General features: G+C 43.0%; 14 protein-coding genes and 1 tRNA gene. 5 read left to right on the top strand and 10 right to left on the bottom strand.

The genetic code is table 11. The annotated features are described in order from the left end of the window. The first annotated feature begins 57 nt into the window (after nucleotides 1-57). Nucleotides 58-1,191 carry a glycoside hydrolase family 76 protein gene (locus NXV01_RS07670; RefSeq protein ID WP_229128602.1) on the top strand — a complete coding sequence of 378 codons (1,134 nt, stop codon included), beginning with the start codon at nucleotides 58-60 and terminating at the stop codon, nucleotides 1,189-1,191. 573 nt (nucleotides 1,192-1,764) lie between these two features. Next, nucleotides 1,765-2,925, top strand: a complete 1,161-nt coding sequence (locus NXV01_RS07665) for a glycoside hydrolase family 130 protein (protein ID WP_195649315.1) — start codon at nucleotides 1,765-1,767, stop codon at nucleotides 2,923-2,925. Between the two features lie 328 nt (nucleotides 2,926-3,253). Here the strand turns inward: NXV01_RS07665 and NXV01_RS07660 are convergent, their stop codons facing one another. The 4 genes from NXV01_RS07660 to NXV01_RS07645 all read right to left on the bottom strand — a co-directional run bounded on the left by NXV01_RS07660 (nucleotide 3,254) and on the right by NXV01_RS07645 (nucleotide 7,863). Next, nucleotides 3,254-5,524 carry a GH92 family glycosyl hydrolase gene (locus NXV01_RS07660; RefSeq protein ID WP_259022113.1) on the bottom strand — a complete coding sequence of 757 codons (2,271 nt, stop codon included), beginning with the start codon at nucleotides 5,522-5,524 and terminating at the stop codon, nucleotides 3,254-3,256. A 304-nt stretch (nucleotides 5,525-5,828) separates the two neighbouring features. Further along, on the bottom strand, nucleotides 5,829-6,500 hold the full coding sequence (locus NXV01_RS07655) for an RluA family pseudouridine synthase (protein ID WP_195649268.1): 672 nt from the start codon (nucleotides 6,498-6,500) through the stop codon (nucleotides 5,829-5,831). A gap of 9 nt (nucleotides 6,501-6,509) precedes the next feature. Beyond that, the gene (gene fabG / locus NXV01_RS07650) at nucleotides 6,510-7,256 is read right to left on the bottom strand and encodes a 3-oxoacyl-[acyl-carrier-protein] reductase (protein ID WP_010536417.1); all 747 of its coding nucleotides are present in this window, start codon (nucleotides 7,254-7,256) and stop codon (nucleotides 6,510-6,512) included. A gap of 16 nt (nucleotides 7,257-7,272) precedes the next feature. Next, nucleotides 7,273-7,863: a TetR/AcrR family transcriptional regulator gene (locus NXV01_RS07645; protein ID WP_007763961.1), complete on the bottom strand. Its 591-nt coding sequence runs from the start codon at nucleotides 7,861-7,863 to the stop codon at nucleotides 7,273-7,275. A 237-nt stretch (nucleotides 7,864-8,100) separates the two neighbouring features. On the opposite strand from NXV01_RS07645, the gene NXV01_RS07640 reads away from it, so the two are divergent. The 3 genes from NXV01_RS07640 (at nucleotide 8,101) to NXV01_RS07630 (ending at nucleotide 9,643) form a co-directional block, all read left to right on the top strand. After that, a tRNA-Met gene (locus NXV01_RS07640) sits at nucleotides 8,101-8,173 on the top strand. Between the two features lie 122 nt (nucleotides 8,174-8,295). After that, nucleotides 8,296-8,667, top strand: a complete 372-nt coding sequence (locus NXV01_RS07635) for a transposase (protein WP_259022112.1) — start codon at nucleotides 8,296-8,298, stop codon at nucleotides 8,665-8,667. Nucleotides 8,668-8,707: 40 nt separating this feature from the next. Further along, on the top strand, nucleotides 8,708-9,643 hold the full coding sequence (locus NXV01_RS07630) for a transposase (protein ID WP_259021648.1): 936 nt from the start codon (nucleotides 8,708-8,710) through the stop codon (nucleotides 9,641-9,643). Nucleotides 9,644-9,884: 241 nt separating this feature from the next. Here NXV01_RS07630 and NXV01_RS07625 read toward each other — a convergent pair whose 3' ends face one another. From NXV01_RS07625 to NXV01_RS07600, 6 genes are read right to left on the bottom strand one after another with little or no spacing between them, the layout of a single operon-like run. After that, nucleotides 9,885-10,682 (bottom strand): sialate O-acetylesterase, encoded by a 798-nt coding sequence (locus tag NXV01_RS07625; protein ID WP_258979408.1) that lies wholly within the window; start codon nucleotides 10,680-10,682, stop codon nucleotides 9,885-9,887. Between the two features lie 17 nt (nucleotides 10,683-10,699). Further along, nucleotides 10,700-13,375: a glycoside hydrolase family 2 TIM barrel-domain containing protein gene (locus NXV01_RS07620; RefSeq protein WP_259022111.1), complete on the bottom strand. Its 2,676-nt coding sequence runs from the start codon at nucleotides 13,373-13,375 to the stop codon at nucleotides 10,700-10,702. A gap of 19 nt (nucleotides 13,376-13,394) precedes the next feature. Continuing rightward, nucleotides 13,395-15,752: a TIM-barrel domain-containing protein gene (locus NXV01_RS07615; protein ID WP_259022110.1), complete on the bottom strand. Its 2,358-nt coding sequence runs from the start codon at nucleotides 15,750-15,752 to the stop codon at nucleotides 13,395-13,397. An 8-nt stretch (nucleotides 15,753-15,760) separates the two neighbouring features. After that, nucleotides 15,761-17,554 (bottom strand): glycoside hydrolase family 71/99-like protein, encoded by a 1,794-nt coding sequence (locus tag NXV01_RS07610; protein ID WP_259022109.1) that lies wholly within the window; start codon nucleotides 17,552-17,554, stop codon nucleotides 15,761-15,763. Between the two features lie 56 nt (nucleotides 17,555-17,610). Then, nucleotides 17,611-18,624 (bottom strand): DUF6528 family protein, encoded by a 1,014-nt coding sequence (locus NXV01_RS07605; protein ID WP_195649276.1) that lies wholly within the window; start codon nucleotides 18,622-18,624, stop codon nucleotides 17,611-17,613. A gap of 57 nt (nucleotides 18,625-18,681) precedes the next feature. Next, nucleotides 18,682-20,232 carry a hypothetical protein gene (locus tag NXV01_RS07600; protein WP_259022107.1) on the bottom strand — a complete coding sequence of 517 codons (1,551 nt, stop codon included), beginning with the start codon at nucleotides 20,230-20,232 and terminating at the stop codon, nucleotides 18,682-18,684. Nucleotides 20,233-20,411: the final 179 nt, after the last annotated feature.

Genomic DNA, 20,411 nt, shown 5'->3' with positions numbered 1-20,411 from the left:
AAAAGTTTCACCACACAACCTGATATTCCTATGAGAAATATATACACCCTAGCCTGTATGTTATTTTTCCTTACGTCCGCAACGGGAAAGACACCGGAAAACAATCGCTATCTTTCCATTGCCGACTCGATTCTGCACAATGTATTGAATCTTTATCAGACGAAGGACGGATTACTGACAGAGACTTATCCTGTCAATCCCGACCAGAAAATCACTTATCTGGCTGGAGGAATGCAACAGAACGGAACGCTGAAAGCCTCTTTTCTATGGCCTTACTCCGGGATGATGTCAGGTTGTGTGGCGTTGTACAAAGCTACCGGTAACAAGAAGTACAAGAAATTACTCGAAAAGAGAATCTTGCCGGGGATGGAACAGTATTGGGATAACAGCCGCCAACCAGCCTGTTATCAGTCATATCCGGCCAAATATGGTCAGCACGGACGTTATTATGACGACAACATCTGGATTGCATTGGATTATTGCGACTATTACCAGCTCACCCACATCCCAACTTATCTGGAAAAAGCCATCGCATTGTATCAATACATTTACAGCGGCTGGACTGACGAACTGGGTGGAGGTATTTTCTGGTGCGAACAGCAAAAGGAAGCAAAACACACTTGTTCGAATGCCCCGTCAACTGTGCTCGGTGTCAAGTTATACCGATTGACAAAAGATGCCAAGTATCTGGAAAAAGCAAAGGCTACCTATGCCTGGACCAGGGAACATCTTTGTGACCCCGACGACCATCTTTATTGGGATAACGTCAACCTGAAAGGAAAAGTGTCCAAAGAGAAGTATGCCTACAACAGTGGGCAGATGATTCAGGCAGGCGTGTTGCTCTATGAGGAAACAGGAGACGAACAATATCTGCGTGATGCCGGACAAACAGCTGCAGGAACAGACGCTTTTTTCCGTACGCAAGCCGACAAGAAAGATCCGGTAATCAAAGTACACAAAGATATGGCTTGGTTTAATGTGATTCTGTTCAGGGGATTGAAAGCTCTGTACAAGATTGACAACAATCCGGTTTATGTAGATGCCATGGTGAACAACGTTCTTCATGCTTGGGAAAACTACAGGGATGAGAACGGACTATTGGGAAGAGACTGGTCGGGACATAAGGAGGAACCGTATAAATGGTTGCTCGACAATGCCTGCCTCATTGAGTTTTTTGCCGAAATAAATTAACTTCATCCATTATTATTACCATGAATATAACTAAAATCCTTGGTTTATCCATCCTCCTCTCCGGCAGTGCCGGTATGCAAGCGATGGAGTAGCCGATTGCTCATATCAGGAATTATTGTATTCCTGCTTACGGAATAACTGTTTCTAACATTGACACTTACGGTTCCAAGATAGTTTCAAGGCAGAAGAACTTTAGTTTCAAGCCTTTGAAACCATAGTTTCAAGCAACAGAAACTAAAGTTTCTCACCAATGAAACTAAAGTTTCCTACTGATGAAACTAAAGTTTCAAGCAATGAAACCTTCTCTCACCTGTAATAGTATGATAATGAGCGAATACAACTCCGAATAGAGAAACAAGTGCCCTCATAGCAGAAAAACAATAGAATCCCAGCTTTCGACAAAGTGACAGCACACCATGCCGTCACCTTGCCATCACACCATGCTGTCACACCGTAATATTTTCAGGATCAATAATTTATATCCAATCAGGTGACAGATGACAGCATTTTATTCATTTTTCAATTTATATGTAGAGAGTTATATGACTCCTGAAAATAAACAACCCATATAATATAGACAATATGAAATCAACTTTTTTATTCTTACTTGCTACGACAGTGATGACTTGTGCTGCCAACGGCCAGTCTTCCAATCATAAAGAGAACCAGTTACCCGATTGGGCTTTCGGTGGTTTCGAACGTCCGAAGAGCGTAAATCCGGTAATATCCCCCATCGAAAACACCCAATTTTATTGTCCGCTCACAAAAGACTCCATTGCATGGGAATCGAATGATACATTCAATCCGGCAGCTACAATCTACAATGGAGAGATTGTCGTGTTATACCGTGCAGAGGATAAATCAGGGGTCGGCATCGGACGCCGTACTTCACGCCTCGGTTATGCAACCTCTACTGATGGCACACATTTCCAACGGGAAAAGACTCCTGTATTCTATCCGGATGACGATTCACAAAAAGAATTGGAATGGCCCGGCGGCTGTGAAGATCCACGGATTGCTGTAACCGATGACGGACTTTATGTAATGATGTACACCCAATGGAACCGCCATGTGCCTCGGCTGGCAGTAGCGACCTCCCGCAATCTAAAAGATTGGACAAAGCATGGGCCTGCTTTTGCCACGGCATACAACGGAAAGTTCTTTAATCTGGGCTGTAAATCCGGCTCTATCCTGACGGAGGTTGTCAAAGGCAAACAGGTTATCAAGAAAATCAACGGAAAATACTTTATGTACTGGGGCGAAGAACACGTATTTGCGGCTACTTCTGATGATTTAATCCATTGGACTCCGATTGTCAACATTGACGGCTCCCTGAAGAAGCTGTTTTCTCCCCGTGACGGCTACTTTGACAGCCATCTCACCGAATGTGGACCACCGGCCATCTACACTCCGAAAGGAATCGTCCTTCTTTACAATGGTAAGAATCATTCAGGAAGAGGTGACAAACGTTATACTGCCAATGTTTATGCTGCCGGACAAGCGCTCTTCGACGCCAAAGATCCTACCCGCTTTATCACCCGTCTCGACGAACCGTTTTTCCGCCCGATGGATAGCTTCGAAAAGAGTGGACAATATGTGGACGGAACCGTATTTATCGAAGGAATGGTCTATTTCAAAAACAAATGGTATTTGTATTATGGCTGTGCCGACTCCAAAGTAGGAGTAGCCGTTTATGATCCGAAACGGCCGGCAAAAGCTGATCCGCTGCCATAATTAAGTATATGCACACAAGTAGTTTATATAATCATTCAGACACGGATTACATCCTCCTTTAAAAGAAAGAAAGTAATCACGACTAACTTATTTCTTAAAACTACATCCTCTCAAACGGCTGAAAACGGTAAGTTCCTGTAAGGATTTACTTTTCAGCCGTTTTTAGTGTATAAAATAAAGCTTTCCGAAGCTGAACTAAATGTTACAACCGGAAAGCTTTACAATACCTATTGAAAACTGAATTAATACTCGGGAACTAACTTTATTCTTTCATTGCCGGAGACTTTTCCCTCCTTTCAATAAGGACTTATCTTTTATAAGCTGTCTTTCATCTATTTATCTTATTCAAAACAACCGGTCTGTTTGCCGGAGCCTTACCAAAATTCTTATTAGGCTTTTTCCCCATTACAAACTTCAATGTGCTGCCATTTATTATATCCTGATAAGTGATATAACTCTTATCATAAGGCTTGCCATTTAAATACACTTTCTGGATATAGATATTTTCTTTGCTGTTATTTGGTGCTTCTACAGTAAAAGTATTACCACCACGTACCTTCATTTCTACTTTCTTAAAACAGGGGCTACCGAAAACAAATACACCATCCGACGGGTTCACCTGATAGAGTCCCATGGATGAAAGCAGATACCAAGCTGACATTTGTCCACAATCTTCATTGCCGATAATACCATCCGGTTGGTCTGTATAAAAATCACTCATGATGAAACGGACCTTTTCCGCCGTTTTCCATTGTTCACCGGCATACGCATAAAGGTAAGCAACATGGTGGCTCGGTTCATTTCCGTGCGCATATTGTCCGATCAATCCGGTTATATCGCTCGATGCTCCTTCGCCCATACTGTCGGTGTTGGTAAAGAAACTATCAAGCTTCGTCGCAAAGGGTTTGTCACCGCCAAACAAGGCAATCAGTCCATACGGATCTTGTGGAGCAAAGAAAGTATATTGCCATCCGTTTCCTTCACAGAAATCTCCGACAGTATGGATGGAACGTGCCGGATCGTAAGGAGTACGCCAAGAGCCGTCTTCCAATTTCGGGCGGATAAAATGGATGGAAGAATCAAAATAGTTCTTATAATAATGAGCACGTTTCGAGAATGTTTCAGCATCTTCGGCCTTTCCCATCTTATATGCCATAGCAGCAATTCCCCAATCGTCCACCGCATATTCCATTGCTATCGAAGTCGCCTCATGGATTTTGTCGGCAGGAATATATCCTTTTTCTACCACATAGGGTACTCCCTTTTGTTTCTCGTAAGTAGCCGTAGCTTTCATAGCCTGCCATGCTTCTTCCGCATCGAAACCGATAAATCCTTTCAGATACGCATCGGCAATCACCGGCACGGAGCTATAGCCTGGCATCTGATTGGTTTCGCCGCTCATCAAAGGCCAGATGGGGAGTTTATCCTGCTGACGATAGATGGAAATCATCGAATTGACTACATGGTCCACCATTTCAGGTTGGGTGATAGTCATCAGAGGATTCAATGCACGGTAGGTATCCCATAAAGAAAGAGTTGTATAGTTGGCTTTCTTCGGATCCGTGTAAATCATGTCGTTCATTCCCCTATATTCTCCATTCACATCACAAAAAAGTGTAGGGGCAATCATGGTATGATAGTGTGCGGTATAGAACACACGTCTGGAAGCCTCATCGTCGGTTTCTACTGTCATCTTCTCCAGTTGCTTGTTCCATCGGGCGGCACTCCTATCCACTACTTTGTCAAAATCCCAGTGGGTAAGTTCGGCTTGCAGATTCATCGCCGCATTGTCACAGCTGACAGAAGAAAGAGCGACTTTTATCTTCACTTCTTTCACGTTACCAAAAGTGAGGACACTCTTCACTGATGCCACTTTCAGTTGCCCCCAAGGTTTCGGGGTATTATCGTCATAGGCAGTAAACTGCTCTATCTTCTTATCACTTTTCAACACAAAATAAACTTTGCGGGAAGGACTCCAGCCTCTCACATAACGATACCCCTCTACTGTATAATCATCTACTTTACGGATATAACTGTCGTAAGCATTCGAGCCGTTCCCTTCACGTAAGTCGATCAATATGGAAGCCGGTTTTCCTTCAGGATAAGTATAACGATGGAAGCCTACACGATCTGTAGCTGTCAGCTCAGCTTTGATATTGTAACGGTCGAGAAGCAAAGAGTAATATTCGGGACGGGCAATTTCATTCGTATGGGAATATCCGGAAGCATAGCCATCTCGTATATCATCCTGATTACCTCTAGGCGTACGGATTTCATTCAATGGCATGATGAGAATATCACATAAGTCAGTACAGCCCGTACCGCTCAAATGGGTATGTGAAAAACCGATTAAGATGCTATCGGAATAATGATAACCCGAACACCAGTCCCAACCTTTATGGATGTTAGTAGGGCCCAGCTGCACCATTCCATACGGAACACTCGTCCCAACAAAAACGTGTCCATGATAACCGGATCCGATATACGGATCGACGTACTGCAATAATCCTTCACTTTTTGAATAGTCCCGTTGCGCAACTCCATTTCCCGCTGCAAACAAGAAGCAGGAAGTCAATGCAAGTAGTTTAAATGCTTTCATTCGTATTCTTCTTTGGTATGATTGATAATAACAATTAGCGAATGATGCAAATATACTACCTATTCAGGAATTTACTAAATGTCGCTGGAGTTTACTAGAAAAATGGCAGGCAAGTTTACTCTTTTGGCAAGAGTTCCAATCACAGACTTACCCGAATTTCCATAGAAAAAGCTGTATACCAAGCACTCTTGCTAAACAATCGTATATTATTAGGTACAGATTCCATGTTTTTTAGAATAATGAATTGTAAAGCAACAGCGCCAATCCGTGAAATCCGTGCTTAAATTTATTATAGAAATCCGTGTTAATCTATGATGAATCCTTTCCATAAATTCCCTTCGGGAAGGGGAGCTTCAAGCTCTATCAGCTCTTTGGAAACAGGATGTATGAATCGCACTCTCCGGGCGTGCAGACAAATGCTCCCATCCGGATTGGAGCGTGGAGAACCATATTTCAAATCTCCTTTGATAGGACATCCCATTTTGGCCAACTGACAACGAATCTGATGATGACGTCCGGTCTTCAAATCAACTTCGAGCAAATAGTAATTCTCCGAACGACCGATCAACCGGTAATGCAAAATCGCTTTCTTACTGTTCGGAACTTCCTTATCATATGCATAACTTTTATTTTGCTTTTCATTACGCACAAGAAAATGTATCAGTTCGCCTTCCGGTTCTTCCGGTTCATTTTTCACAACCGCCCAATAAGTCTTTTTCACCTCACTGGTGCGAAACATCTCGTTGAGTCGTGTAAGCGCTTTACTCGTTTTGGCAAAAATAACAAGACCGCTTACGGGGCGGTCCAACCGGTGTGTCACACCGAGGAAAACATTTCCGGGTTTCTGATACTTCTCTTTCAGATACTGTTTCACAGTCTCCGAAAGCGGCGTATCACCCGTCTTGTCTGCCTGGACAATCTCGGAAGCGGTCTTATTGACTACAATGATATGGTTGTCTTCGTATACAACAGTCATTCTGTTCGATTACATATTCATACCACCATCTACCTGAATCACCTGGCCCGATACATAAGATGACATATCAGAAGCAAGGAAGGTAGCGATGTTTGCCACATCTTCAGGAGTACCACCACGACGCAAAGGTATTTTCTTTGCCCATTCAGCTCTTACTTCATCAGAAAGAGCAGCTGTCATGTCTGTCAGGATGAATCCCGGAGCGATAGCGTTGGCACGGATGCCGCGAGAACCCAACTCCTGTGCGATAGACTTAGCCAATGCAATCATACCTGCTTTGGAAGCAGCATAGTTAGCCTGTCCTGCATTTCCGTGAACACCTACAACAGATGCCATATTGATAATGCTACCGGCTTTCTGACGCATCATGACAGGTGTACAAGCATGAATGAAGTTAAACGCCGACTTCAGGTTCACGTTGATCACCATATCCCATTGCTGTTCGCTCATGCGCATCATCAAACCGTCACGAGTGATACCGGCATTGTTTACCAATATATCGATCCGTCCAAAGTCCTTGTGGATTTCTTCTACGACCTTTGCAGTATCTTCAAAGTTAGCAGCGTTAGATGCATAGCCTTTGGCTTTCACGCCCATTGCTTCAAGTTCTTTAGCTGTATTTTCTGCATTTTCGTCAATGACAAGGTCAGTAAATGCGATGTTTGCACCTTCGGCGGCAAACTTAAGAGCGATAGCCTTACCAATACCGCGAGCAGCACCGGTTACAATGGCTGTTTTTCCGTCTAATAATCCCATACTAAAAGTTATTTAATTAAATTTCTGTTCTATGCAGTGCGCCAAACACGATGTTGGACACATATTTATTTCTTGTATCTTCATCCAGATGCGCGCCTATATGACCACGGATATAAGGAACTTCAATTCCTTTCACACAATAATGAATCAAGTCGGCAGTCATCTCCACATCGTCAATATGAAAAACTCCTTTTGCCTGTCCTTCCAGGAGAACGGCTTTAAAAAGCTGGACTTCCTTTGCATCAAACTTCTTGCGGACTTTCTCTACCCGCCATATATCACGGAAGAAATAAGCACGCAGTGTTCCGTTTCGATAGACTACCTCTTTTACCGCGTCCAACCGGGTATATATCATCTCCAGCAATTTCTCGTCCGGTGAGATGTTTTTCTCGGCTACCCGCTTCATCATATCCGACAGAATATCCAATTCCGACTCCACAACAGCCAAATAAATTTCGTCCTTGCTTTTGAAATAAGTATAGAGTGTTCGTCTACCTTTTTTAGAAGCAAGAGCGATATCGTTCATAGTTGTGTTTTCTACTCCCATCTTCGCAAAAAGCTGACGGGCTACATCTACTAATTTGGCTTTTGTCTTGGATACGGTCATAGGTTACAAATTGCACATTGCTGAATATTTTGAGCAAAAGTAATTCTTTTCTTTAGACCATACAAGAAAATAGAGAGAATATTAACATTTGTATATTAATAGGTGCTAAGAAAAAGTTTCATCATTATTTCGCTCATTCTCAACCTAATAAGAAAAAAGTGAAGATTTATTCGAAAAATATTCAGCAATATATTTGTTTGTTTCAAAAAAAGCCGTACCTTTGCACCCGTTAAACATCGCGGAGTGGAGCAGTTGGTAGCTCGTTGGGCTCATAACCCAAAGGTCATTCGTTCGAGTCGGATCTCCGCAACTAAAGAAAAGAAGAATCGCAAAAATGCGGTTCTTCTTTTTTATGACGACTCTCCTGTACAGACTTTATTCGGATCAGTTGTAATTCTTGGGGGATTTGGTTAAAATGCTTATTTTTGCATTATGAAAACGAACTCTAAAACTCCACTTCTTCCGGCTGATATTTTAAGCCTATTTCTGCCTTCCGGTATCCTTGAGTACTTCACCGTTGTTGATAGCCTTTCTCAAGAGACCTGCTTTATTCTCTTTTTAGAAGAAACCCCGGTTATTTCTTCTGAACTGTCCCATTTATCCCTTCATTCGAAAGGCTTTTTTCCTGAGATAGAAGTTCAGGATTTTCCTATTCGCGGCAAAGCCGTTTACTTGCGTATCAAACGTCGTCGTTGGGAAGATCCTTCAACCGGTCAGACTTATAGTCGTGACTGGAATTTAGTAGCCACCGGTACTCGCATCACAGCTGAGTTCGGTGCTTTTTTAAAAGAATTACTTAGATAATCATGCCGTTAGCTGTCAAAGTCTGGCCGAGCATTACTGCATGGACGGCAAACAGCTTCAAAATCAATATAAGGACCATTTGAGTGATTATCAGAGTTGGAATCAAAAAGAGCATGCCCAAGACCATATTCTTTACCCTAAAAATATAGGTTATAATCTATGTATCGATGAGACGGCGCTAAGTAAAGGTGAACTTTATACCATCTTACTCAACAGGGATAAACGAGGCCGTAAAGGTTCAATCATTGCCGTAGTCCAAGGAACAAAGGCCGAAGATATTATAGCTATCTTAATGAAGATTCCTAAAGAACAACGTAATCAGGTCAAAGAAATCACATTGGATATGGCAGGAAGTATGCAGAAGATTGCTAAAACTTGTTTTCCACGCGCCATGCAGGTTATCGATAGATTTCATGTCCAGAAACTCGTATACGAAGCCGTACAGGAGTTGCGTATTACTTATCGGTGGCAGGTAATGAAAGATGAGAACAAGGCAATAAAAGCTGCAAAGGAACAAGGAGTAGCTTATGAACCGGAGACTTTTAAAAATGGAGACACGCTTAGGCAGTTACTAGCAAGAAGTAGATATTTACTATTTAAAGCACCTGATAAATGGACTAAAAGCCAGAAGATTAGAGCTGAAATATTATTCAAACAATTTGATGATATCAAGCAGGTGTATTATTATTCTTTACACTTGGGAAAGATATTTTCCACAAACTATGATAAAGATGTAGCAAGAGCTAAATTAGCTTTATGGTATAGTAAAATAGAAGAGTATGGCTATGAAACGTTTGCAACCGTAGCAAACTCTATTGAGAATCATTATGAAAGGATATTAAACTTCTTTGTCAACAGAAGTACCAATGCGGCAGCTGAAGCTTTTAATGCGAAAATAAAAGCTTTCAGAGCCTCCTTCAGAGGAGTCGCAGATATGAGATTCTTCCTCTTTAGATTAGCTAAAGTATATGCATAGCAGAAATTAAGAATGGGTAATCCCCCAAGATTTCCAACTGAGCCCTTTATTCACAACCCCATTTCAGTTATCAACAAGGATATTAACAAAGTTATTAACAGGTTAATTTGTTTATAACAAGATAATTAACTACATATAGTCATTTTCTATCAACAAGGCAGTATTTAGTTATTCACCATACAAAAGCCGGCTGATTCATGAGGAATCAGCCGGCTTTTGTATTCTTTCGAAAAAGGGTATTCTATGGATGCTTATAGAACTTCAGTACCTTTTTTGCATAACGTTTCCCTAATAACAATTGTGCTTCCGTATTAAAATGAGGGTCCTTCTCATCTTTATACCATCCCAATCCTTTCGATGATACCCAATCGGAATGGGGAATAAAAGAAGAAACTTTTTTAATCATCTGATTAAAGGGGACTGTACCTGCTTCTCTTTTCGTCCAGTTCCATTGAGAAATCTGTCCTACAACAATCGGCAGTTCCGGCAGATTCAAATCTTCCCGCAGGTCTTTCACCAAAGAAATCAGTTTTTGTTTATACGCTTCCGGATTGGAGCAGTCGGCTTCTCCCTGATGCCAAAGGATTGCTTTTAAAGCACCTCCCTGTTTCATCGCAATCCGAATCCGGGAGAGTGCTTCTTCATAATATCCGTCTTTACTTCCTTTTAGCCAAGAGTTGATAGAAGAACCACCACGTGCATTTACTACCAGTCCGATAGGGCGTTTCGTTTTCCGCGTCAATTCTTTGGCAAAACCATAAGCTGGTCCCAAGCGTTGCATAGACAAATCTTTCCGGACTGTTGAATAACGATTGAGGGGATTTACTGCCGGTTCAAAATTCCCCTTATCATTCAACAGATACACATTTTGAAGGGTATCCATGACTTCCGGAGTTAATGTTGCACGCCCCGCCATGTTGGATTGTCCGATGCATACATACAAATCTAAAGAGGACGGAACACTCTCCTTTACATTCCCGGCAAAAGCAAACAAGGATTGCAGGAGGAGAAAAGACAGTAAATAAATAGACCTAAGCATATTGATAGCATTTATAATTAATAGTTTCTATAAATACGGATAGCATTCAGAATTGGTTCTCCCTCCTTTTTATGGAAATCGACACTCAATCCTTTTCCATCCTTCACTGTTATCACAAACTTCTTGATAACAGCACGGGCATATCCGTAATCGCGGGCTACGTTAAAATCATCTGAAACGGTTGTTCCATTGATTGAAATTCCGAAGCTGCGGTTTCCGGCAAATGTCTGTTCCGAGTCAGCTCCCAAGTTATAAACCAATGCTTCCCGCTCTTTGTCCGACTCCAGTTCTGCCCAGTACAAATATACGGAATATTCTCCATCCGGTACATCAGCTTTAAAAGATTTTATTCCGACACGTTGGGTCTGGAAAACCGGATTCATGTCTGTTCCGTGAATATCAATATCCGAGCCAAGCATACTGCCGAACCCTGTTTTGCGGCGATAAGAAGTTCCGCCAACAAATCCCCAGCTACCGGGCTTATACTCCTGTTCGGGAATCCATGCTACATTTGCCGAACGGTCTTCAAAATATCTTGGAGAACCTAACATTACATTGATTTCCGTGAATGACACAGCTTCATCTTTCAATTGTGAACCTACCAACTGGAACTGAATCCGGAGCATATCACGCAATTTATGACCACTAGCCATAGCAACAGCTTCCAGCAGATTCTCTCCACCAACGAACGGCACGTCGAACAAAGCATAATTATCTTCTACCTTTTTCTTTCCCAGACTCTTGTTGTTCACAAACAGCTCAACTTCTTCCGCATTAGAGAATACAGGGACAGACTGAATACACTCTTTCTGTGCAGTATTCACCACTCCCCCACGGCTTTTCCACTCCCGATTACCTATAACAAGTATCGGACGACGTGACAAAGCTGTCTTATAGAACCAATAGACATCTTTCTTCTCCCTGTCTAATCCGACAACTCCTTTATTGTTTACATGAGGAACAGCATCTACACGGGATTCGGAATAAAAATCATTCAGATTCCACAGACTGGAACCGGCTATAAACGGACGTTTCATCATTTCACGGAGATAATGTTTATGATATACCAGACCGTATTCCTGTGAGAAGTCGAAACGTTCCGACTGGTAGGAATGAAGTCTCGGATCTACTCCCGGTCCATATTCCGTAACCATCAGTACTTTTCCTTTGTATACCTTATGGGCACGATCGAGCAAACGCTGAAACTCATTGATATCCGGTTCATACCAGCCTTGATACAGGTTCCATCCCTGAATCATCGGTATCTCGGTCAGATGGGCGTCTTCGTAATATTGAGGCATATTATGATAAGCCATCATGGTATATCTGGAAGGATCTTCTTCTCGGATGGTCGCCTCCAAGGCACGGGCTACTTTTTCAGTAAAGCGGTAATAATTTTCCAATTGCTTGCCTTCGGTATAAGGGCGACGCAGGAAAATCTCATTCATATAACCCCAAATCATAACAGAAGGGCGGTTGAAGTCCTGACGCACCATTTCTTTAGCCATCTCAACGGAGTTCTGCAGAAACTCTTCGGTTTCCGTAACAGCATTGACAACGGGGATTTCAACCGAAGTCACAATACCCAGTTTATCGCACATTTCCATGATTACAGGATCTTGGGGATAATGTGACACACGCAGGAAGTTCCCTCCCATCTCTTTCAACAGCAATACATCCTGTACATGCAACTCGTCGCGCAAGGCATTTCCCTTCTGAAAATAATCCTGATGCCGGGCAGTTCCGATCAGTTTACGTCCTTTGCCATTCAGGAAAAAGCCTTTTTCCGAATCAAACTTGAACCAGCGCAAACCTAACGGATTCACCACTTCATCCAGTAAAGCGCCCTTTTTCTTATCAAGAATACGCGTATATACCATATACCGATAGGGATCGTCTATATCCCACAAACGGGGAGAATCAATTTTTATCTTTTTAGAGATGTCCGTCTTTGTTTCGCCGGATGCCAGCTTTACTTCCGCATGAGTCTTTTTCACTTCCCTGCCATCCGCATCGCAGATTATATTTTCCACCCTGATTTCAGCAGGTTGGAGTGTATTATTCGTCAGTAACGTAGTGATTTCTATCGAGGCTGCGGAGTTGTTCACTTCGGGGGTACGGATATAAACTCCTGACGAAGCATAATCATTCGTTGCAATGTGCACCGGATTCATAAACTGCAGATAGACATCCCGGTAGATACCGCCAAAGAAAGTAAAATCGGCAGACAGAGGCGGGATATTCGGGTTATAGACATTGTTCACATAAATGGCAAACAGGTTTTCCTGTCCATAACGCAAATGGGAAGTAATGTCAAAACAGAAACGGGTATACCCTCCTTTGTGCTCTCCCACGAACTGACCGTTCAGATAGCATTGCACTTCCTGATTGGCTCCTTCAAAATAGATCACTGCCTGACGTCCTTCCTGGCTTTTGTCTACAAATAATTGTTTCCGATACCAAGCCGGCCCCCGATAAAATCCCGGAGTTTCGTCGTCGGCATCTTTATTATTCCATGTGTGAGGTATATTGACCGTCTCCCAAGAAGAGTCGTCACAGCCGGCCAGCTGTGCTTCAAACGGAGATCCTTTTGTAAATTTCCATCCGTCGTTGATTGTGTATACCACGCGTTGTTGCGCCTGCGCCCATCCCACAATAAGCAATAGAATAAAGATATAGAAAAACTTCTTCATAATCGATATATGCATCTAATTAAAACTTTATTTTTACCTCTCTACCTGTGTAGACACACTCTTTACTCTCAAAAGCAGCACCTTCAGGCAGATATAATTTCATATGCACTTTTATTTGTTCCGGCATACCGGGATAAGTTCCCTCACGCAGGCCAATAGTCAATGTCCGTTCCGAATCTTCCCATCGCACCGGCACTTTCGAACATACACCCTCTTCATAGCGGTAGGAATCACCTTCATCCTCATACCATAAAAAAGAAGCGTCCGCTCCTCCATAGATACGCAGTTCCAATTCACGGTCGGGATATTCCATCGCATATTGTTTTACTTCTGCCAAAGGCAAGATAGAACCTGCCTTCACATAGAGCGGAAGTATATCGAGGATACTTGTCTGCATTTGTTCTCTTCCTCCTTCAAAAGCTTCTCCGGTCCAGAAGTCATACCAATATTTACCGCTGTGTTCCGGCAGATAAATGCTGATGTTCTTTTCTTCCGATTGCGGACGAAATACCGGACGCACCAATAAGGAAGTACCGAACATATAGGCATTATCAATATCAAAAGTCCGGGTATCTGTCGTGAAATCCATTGCCAAGCCTCTCAACATGGTATAGTTATTGGCAGTTACCTGATGAGACATTGAGTAAATGTAAGGCAACAGACGGTAGCGCAGATGGATATATTTCACCTGATTATCATAAAATAATGTCCCCTTTTCACCGAATTGCCAAATTTCACGCGGCACGTTCGTACCGTGAGCACGGAAGATAGGAGTAAATGCGCTAAACTGGAACCAACGGGAATACAACTCTTTATAATCATTACTTTTCAGTCCGTCGGGATATTTCGCATCCCGTTCTGTGACGAAGAATCCTCCCGTATCGGAAGTCCAATACGGAATACCGGACATAGACAAGTTTAAGCCGGCAACCAGTTGTTTGTGCATATTCTCCCATGAAGCCGAAACGTCACCCGACCAGACAGCCGTACCATAATGTTGTTGCGAGGCAAAGGCGGAACGAGTCAGGATAAATATTCGTTTCTGATCGCTTTCGGCTCGTAGGCGTTGATAGAAATCTTTCAGCATCTCTAAAGAATAGGTGTTCAGATAACGGTGGAAGCTACCCAGATAAGTATTACCTGCCGATTTGGTCTTTTCTTCCTGTTTCAACTGTGTGAATCCGTCCCGGAAAGAAGGTTCCGTTGCATCCATCCACCAGGCATCCACGCCCATATCATAGAGTCCTTTCTTGAGGTATTGCCAGAAGATATCCCGTGCAGCAGGATTATAGGCATCAAAAACCTTATAACCTGCCCATGTAGGTTCACTAAACAATGCACCGATAGAATCCAAAGACTGATAGACAGCCGTTTCCGGTCCGAATCCGGGCCATACGGAAAGCATAAAATGAACATGGTCCTGTTGATGCAGTTCATCAATAACCTGACGGGGATGATTAAAGTTTGCCGGATGGAAAGTCAGGCTGTTCCAATGAGGTTTGTCTCCCCAATATTCCCAGTCCTGCACAATGTTATCCAACGGAATTTCCCGTTTACGGTATTCTTTAACGACTGCCTTCAATTCATCGAACGACTTATAACGCTCTTTGGACTGCCAGAAGCCATATACCCATTTTCCAAACATCGGCACGTCCCCCGTCAATTCCCGATAACCGGCAACAACTTCGTCCATATCCTTGCCATAGACAAAATAATAGTCGGAAGCATCACCTACTTCGGAAGTAAACGAGTAGCCCTCCTTCGTATCTTCAAACTTCGTAGAAGAATAATTATCCCATAAGACACCGTATCCGTTGGTCGAAATAAGGAACGGATTGACAATATCCATATTGGCCTGCAACAGAAGTACGGATTTCCCCCGATAGTTCATGATTCCGTTCTGATACTGCCCCAACCCGTAAATAGCCTCATCCTCGGTAGGAACAAAGCATTGAGTGACTTCGAGACATTGCTCACCTCCGGCAACCGAACGTTTAAAGTTCCGTGCCTTTCCATCCCCTTTCTCTTTTAGTAACAACTTACCTGTGGATATTTCCTGAAAAGTGAAAGCCGCATCTGCCTTATCAAAAGCTACGGAAAGTTCACGGGTGCGAAAGAACAGCTTCTGTCCCGTATCTTCCCATTTATAGTCTTTGAAAGCCGGCTTTTCCGCATCGACCACCAATCTTTTTGTTATCAACGTATCACCTTGGGGAAAAGACAAAATCCGTACGCATCCCGCCGACATAAACTCAACCCGATATTGAATACTGTCAGATACGAAAGCACATCCTCTGCCATCCTCATGAACCGGAGAGGAACAGCCGAAGTAGGATAGTACCGATAAAACTAATAACCAATTATTTAAGCTCTTCATCCATGCATTTATTTGACTGTGTAGATCGTATAACCCAATGACAAATTACGGACTACGACATTTCCTTTTAAATAAAAAGTAGGCATATTGAATCCATTCACGATATTATCCTTATACAATTCTACTTTTGCGCTTTTCCACTCGCCCGTATTGTCGGTACGTATCCGGGATACAATTTTAAACGGCTCTTTCGGTTCACGCAGCGTAGACGAACGTATAAAAAGAGATTCATTTCCTTTGTCCAGATACTCAAAATAGAGATATCCTACATAGTTATTCATTTGTAGTTTGGAAACCAACTCTTTAGGCAAAGAGATAGAGAGAGTCTCTTCGGCACTGTAGCCACCGGATTTCCGCTTTCCCTGAATCTTCATGTCCGACTCACGCAAACGCATCATCTCAACCGTTAAAGCCGACTTTGCCGTCTTGACATCATTTTCTATTTGCGACAACAAACCTATCGCCACCGGATAACGTCCCTGGCTGATTAACAATGCTGCTTTATCGAGGGAACGATGACAACCGGATACGTCCATCTTTGTCTTTTCCAAGAAACGGGCTTCTTTTCGCAAACGGAAAAGCATCAAAGGCAAGGTTAATCCACGTTCATCCGCCTGTTCACCTTTGAACTCTGCCGCATATTTTAAAGTAGTACGCAATTCGCGGTCGCCGTTTTCAATGGTTGGCTCTATTTCGTGTCCTTCGGTATAGTCGCTCCACGAAGCAATAAACATCATATCCAAGCTGTCTTTCTCCGCCATACAGAACTTCCACATACTTTGGTAGGTTTCTCCATTGTTGCGAGGAATATAATAGAAGTGTCCGCGTCCCCAGCCTGCACACCCCCGGTTATCCATCCCCGGCATGGCAAATCCCGACTTTATTGTATATGCAGGATTGTTACTATGCCAGATAGAATCGCGGAAAGGTTTCATAAACTCGATAACATCATCCTGTGTGGCGTAATTATCCCATTCGGCATGTGCCTGATCTCTTGTACGGACACGGGCAGGAAGCCATGCAGTCGGAATTTCTCCCACTTCTTTCCAAGCATCCATTTCATCGCTACGAGTGACGGGGATATATTTATCGTTTTCCAGTTTTCCCCAATCCGCCCAACGGCGTAAAGCAACCGGTTGCTTCATTCCTTGCGGTAACTTCGCCAGTGATAATACTTTCTTATATTCATCCACCTTCGCTCCGGGACCGAAATGATAAAAGACAGGCATTCCCTTCACCATAGGAGCTGTAGGAGCGGTAAAGACGCTATCTACCAAATATTGGTAACATTTAGCCATGTATTCGGTCTTTGCCTCACGGGTATTGATTTCCGGATAAAGTTTAGTAATCCAGTCATAATACAACCAACCGTCACACCAGTTTACCCCGATCTCAAAGTCATACTTCGCCGCCACTTTCTGCATCTCACGCAACAAGATGTCATTTTCGTGAGGCTTGAATCCCCATTCAATAAAGAATCCATCTATCTTGGCTGCTTTCGCAGACAAAATCTGATATTCGATATAATCGGGATCGAGATTGGACTGCATTCCGACTTGCGGATAAGCCACTGCCGCTATTTCATGCCGCCCTTCACTGTCTATCAGGTCGGCATTATAACACAGCGACTTTCTTCCGGTACTTGATTTCTCCGTATTGGCATACATCTCCCAACGGCCCAACTTTCCGTCATGCTGCCGGGTATAGCGTACACCGTGAAAGTCGGCATACACTTTCTTTCCATTCTGCGCCAAAGCCGGCAATGCGATAGATACCAATAAAAATAGAAGAAGCTTCCTCATTGTTCCAAACTTAATTATTCAACTTATATACTCTATCAATCTTCCGTGATACTTAATCAGTCCTCACCCAACACGAAATCATGTTTTTCCGGATAACTGAAGGTATTGTCTATCATCCAACGGCCTTTATAAATCTTGGCTCCGTCCATTCTGAAAAGTTCTTCTCCCTTCTCATTTACAAGTCCTTCTGCCCACCACTCTTCAGTCGGTTTCAACATCAGGATTCCATCCGGTCCGTTGCAGATACTTTTTATATCGGCTATGCTATACACTTTCTCGCAGGTCGGTTCGGCCGACTCATTGGTCGTGGCATCCGTAACACCAGTCAGATCAAACTTATAAACAGCCGAAGCCGCAGTAAGCCATAATTTATCTTCTTCGCCATATACCGGAAATAAATCATGCCCGCCCGATTCATTGCTGAATGTATAGATACGAGTCTGATTGGTCAGCTTCGGATTACTCCGGTTACCATCATACTTAAAACGGAATAATGCAGTCACTCCTCCCGTCATGGTAGCTGTTGCATAAAGATATGATCTCTTCTTATCCCAGACTACATTATGCGCATTACCCAATTTCACCGTATTAGCCTTTGCTCCCAATACCTTAACCGTGTCAACCACAAAGGTATTGATTTCACCGGATTTTGATTCTGCCGTCACAATATTTCCATCGGGTAATACCTCCGCGGAGTGAGGATTCTGTCCGCAATTTGCATAGAACATTAATTTATGATCCGACAAACGGATTAAAGCCACAGCTCCGCCGGAGGCAGTCATTAAGATATAGCGTCTATTGAAAACCGGTTTTACTTCGCTCGGATTGACAAACCAACCCTGTTGGGCAGCAGGCACACAGGCAGTATAAGGATCCCAACTCCAAATATTGCGATGCGTTTCCGCATCTCTGATGACAATAGCCCGTCTGGATTGCTCCGCCAGCACATAAGCTTTTTCCGGAAGTTGAAAGATTTCATCTTGTACTACAGGAGCGGCATCATCATCGGAACATGCTCCCAAAGCTATATTAAATCCTAAAAGGATTGCCAATAAACTAAACTTCTTCATGGTCATAACTATTTTAATTCTAAATATTCAATTTGTCTTTTTAAAGTTTCCATTAATCTATTGAACCGATTTTTTATCATAATAATCGATCAATGAATAAACTGCAAGATTCAACTGCCGCATCTGCGACAGGAAAGATCCATAAGGTTCATATTCGATGGACACCACTCCTTTATTGGAAGCTTTTCCATCAGAATCGTAGCCGTCATTATACTCAAAGTGTACCCAGCCCACACAGTTTCGGGTTTCCAGCAAACGAAGGCAAAAGTTCTGATAAAACTCACCTCTATTTTTTTGTGTATGCACCAGCCATCCACCTCCTTCGGTATTGGCATATCCAGTTCCCTGATAACTGGCATCTTCTGCTTTCGTATAGAATTCCGAAACTAAAAAAGGTTTCGCTCCACACCAGGTTTTCAGGTTTGCCAGAAAATCGGTTTCCGGTTGCCAACGCGCATAATAGTTGATGGAAACAAGATCGCAATGACGGGCACACGCTTCCACTACTTTCTGATTATATTTGCTCCAATCATGCAGACGCGTTCCCAAAATCAAATGCTCTTTATCATATTTCCTGACGGCTGCGGTAGTCAATTGATAATAATGATCGGCAACCATCCCCCGAAAGTCTTCCTGATCTTTCTTGGTTATCGCTCCGGCAGAGGCTATGCCGTTATCCCGCATAAACTTTTCTGCATACTCCCGGGCTGCTTTATAGCGTTCGGGTAAGGATAGGAAATGTTTCAGATCGATCCCTCGTAAGGGATCAGCATTCTGATAGCTGGCAAACGGTAGTTCATTGTCGAGATAGAAACCGATAAAATGCTTATCACCGGCAAATAAAGCAGTCTTTTCCTGTACAAGATGATCTATGTAAGCAGCAAACGTCGGTTCGAAAAGAAGAACCAGGCGATTGTACTTGTCATCATCAAACGTATAGCCTAAATTCTTGCTCATATCCCACATAAACGTACGAAGCAGATACAGATTCTCCGCATAAGCAATCTTTTGCGTCTTGGGTGTCAGCAGGTTGTTGCGTACCGCCGCAGGAAATGCTTCAATGCGGTTCGATCCATACGAAATATAGTTTATATGATTGTCCGCTATCAGTTTACCTGTCTCTTCACTCCATCGTGCTTCACTACCATATCGAGTGCTGAAAGCCTTCTTATGTGCAGTAGATTCTCCCGGACGGACATGCTGAATTCCATGAATAATAACGGCTCCATTATCCGGGTCGAGCAAATAAGAACGTCCTGCGCAACTAGCCACTCGGAAAAAACCTTCTTTTCCAATTACTGAAGATGGCTGCAAGCCTATTCGTCCTCCCCAGGCAGTCCGGCTATAATCCGAAGAAGGAGTGTACCAATTCATGCGATCAATGGTTCGGGTCTCTCTTGAGTCTGCCGTTGTCCACGCTTGAAAAGTTCCGTTCTGCCATTTCCGGTACTCCACATTTACAAAAGTATATTCCTCTTTTTCCAAAGGAGTATCTCCCTCTTCCGGTTTCAAAGGGTCTATTTCGTCAGAGGAAGAACAACTAAGCGTCAACTGCATCAGTCCGACCAAAGATAAAAAGAGGAAATGCCCATATATATGTTTTCTCATATTACTTTCAGCTATTGCACATGGTTACTTAATCATCGTGCCTGTTATCAGTCGCATCTTTCGTATACGCTACGGTTCACCTGGAAAGATCCTGTTAACTTCCACTTTGCCTATTAATAGAAAAGTTGTTCTCTATTGATGGCAAACTTCCTTTCATTGCAAACTTCCCTTATCTTATT

Source organism: Bacteroides sp. BFG-606, from assembly GCF_024788145.1.
GTDB classification, from domain to species: domain Bacteria; phylum Bacteroidota; class Bacteroidia; order Bacteroidales; family Bacteroidaceae; genus Bacteroides; species Bacteroides vicugnae.
The sequence above is the reverse complement of the archived record's forward strand: the minus strand, read 5'-3'. Positions and strand labels throughout refer to the sequence as shown.

What these genes read in the sequence shown, in the direction of transcription:
- NXV01_RS07670 (WP_229128602.1), top strand. Translation starts at nt 58, where the DNA reads ATGTTATTTTTCCTTACGTCCGCAACGGGAAAGACACCGGAAAACAAT.
- NXV01_RS07660 (WP_259022113.1), bottom strand. Translation starts at nt 5,524, where the DNA reads ATGAAAGCATTTAAACTACTTGCATTGACTTCCTGCTTCTTGTTTGCA.
- NXV01_RS07655 (WP_195649268.1), bottom strand. Translation starts at nt 6,500, where the DNA reads ATGACTGTTGTATACGAAGACAACCATATCATTGTAGTCAATAAGACC.
- fabG (WP_010536417.1), bottom strand. Translation starts at nt 7,256, where the DNA reads ATGGGATTATTAGACGGAAAAACAGCCATTGTAACCGGTGCTGCTCGC.
- NXV01_RS07645 (WP_007763961.1), bottom strand. Translation starts at nt 7,863, where the DNA reads ATGACCGTATCCAAGACAAAAGCCAAATTAGTAGATGTAGCCCGTCAG.
- NXV01_RS07635 (WP_259022112.1), top strand. Translation starts at nt 8,296, where the DNA reads ATGAAAACGAACTCTAAAACTCCACTTCTTCCGGCTGATATTTTAAGC.
- NXV01_RS07630 (WP_259021648.1), top strand. Translation starts at nt 8,708, where the DNA reads ATGGACGGCAAACAGCTTCAAAATCAATATAAGGACCATTTGAGTGAT.
- NXV01_RS07625 (WP_258979408.1), bottom strand. Translation starts at nt 10,682, where the DNA reads ATGCTTAGGTCTATTTATTTACTGTCTTTTCTCCTCCTGCAATCCTTG.
- NXV01_RS07620 (WP_259022111.1), bottom strand. Translation starts at nt 13,375, where the DNA reads ATGAAGAAGTTTTTCTATATCTTTATTCTATTGCTTATTGTGGGATGG.
- NXV01_RS07615 (WP_259022110.1), bottom strand. Translation starts at nt 15,752, where the DNA reads ATGAAGAGCTTAAATAATTGGTTATTAGTTTTATCGGTACTATCCTAC.
- NXV01_RS07610 (WP_259022109.1), bottom strand. Translation starts at nt 17,554, where the DNA reads ATGAGGAAGCTTCTTCTATTTTTATTGGTATCTATCGCATTGCCGGCT.
- NXV01_RS07605 (WP_195649276.1), bottom strand. Translation starts at nt 18,624, where the DNA reads ATGAAGAAGTTTAGTTTATTGGCAATCCTTTTAGGATTTAATATAGCT.
- NXV01_RS07600 (WP_259022107.1), bottom strand. Translation starts at nt 20,232, where the DNA reads ATGAGAAAACATATATATGGGCATTTCCTCTTTTTATCTTTGGTCGGA.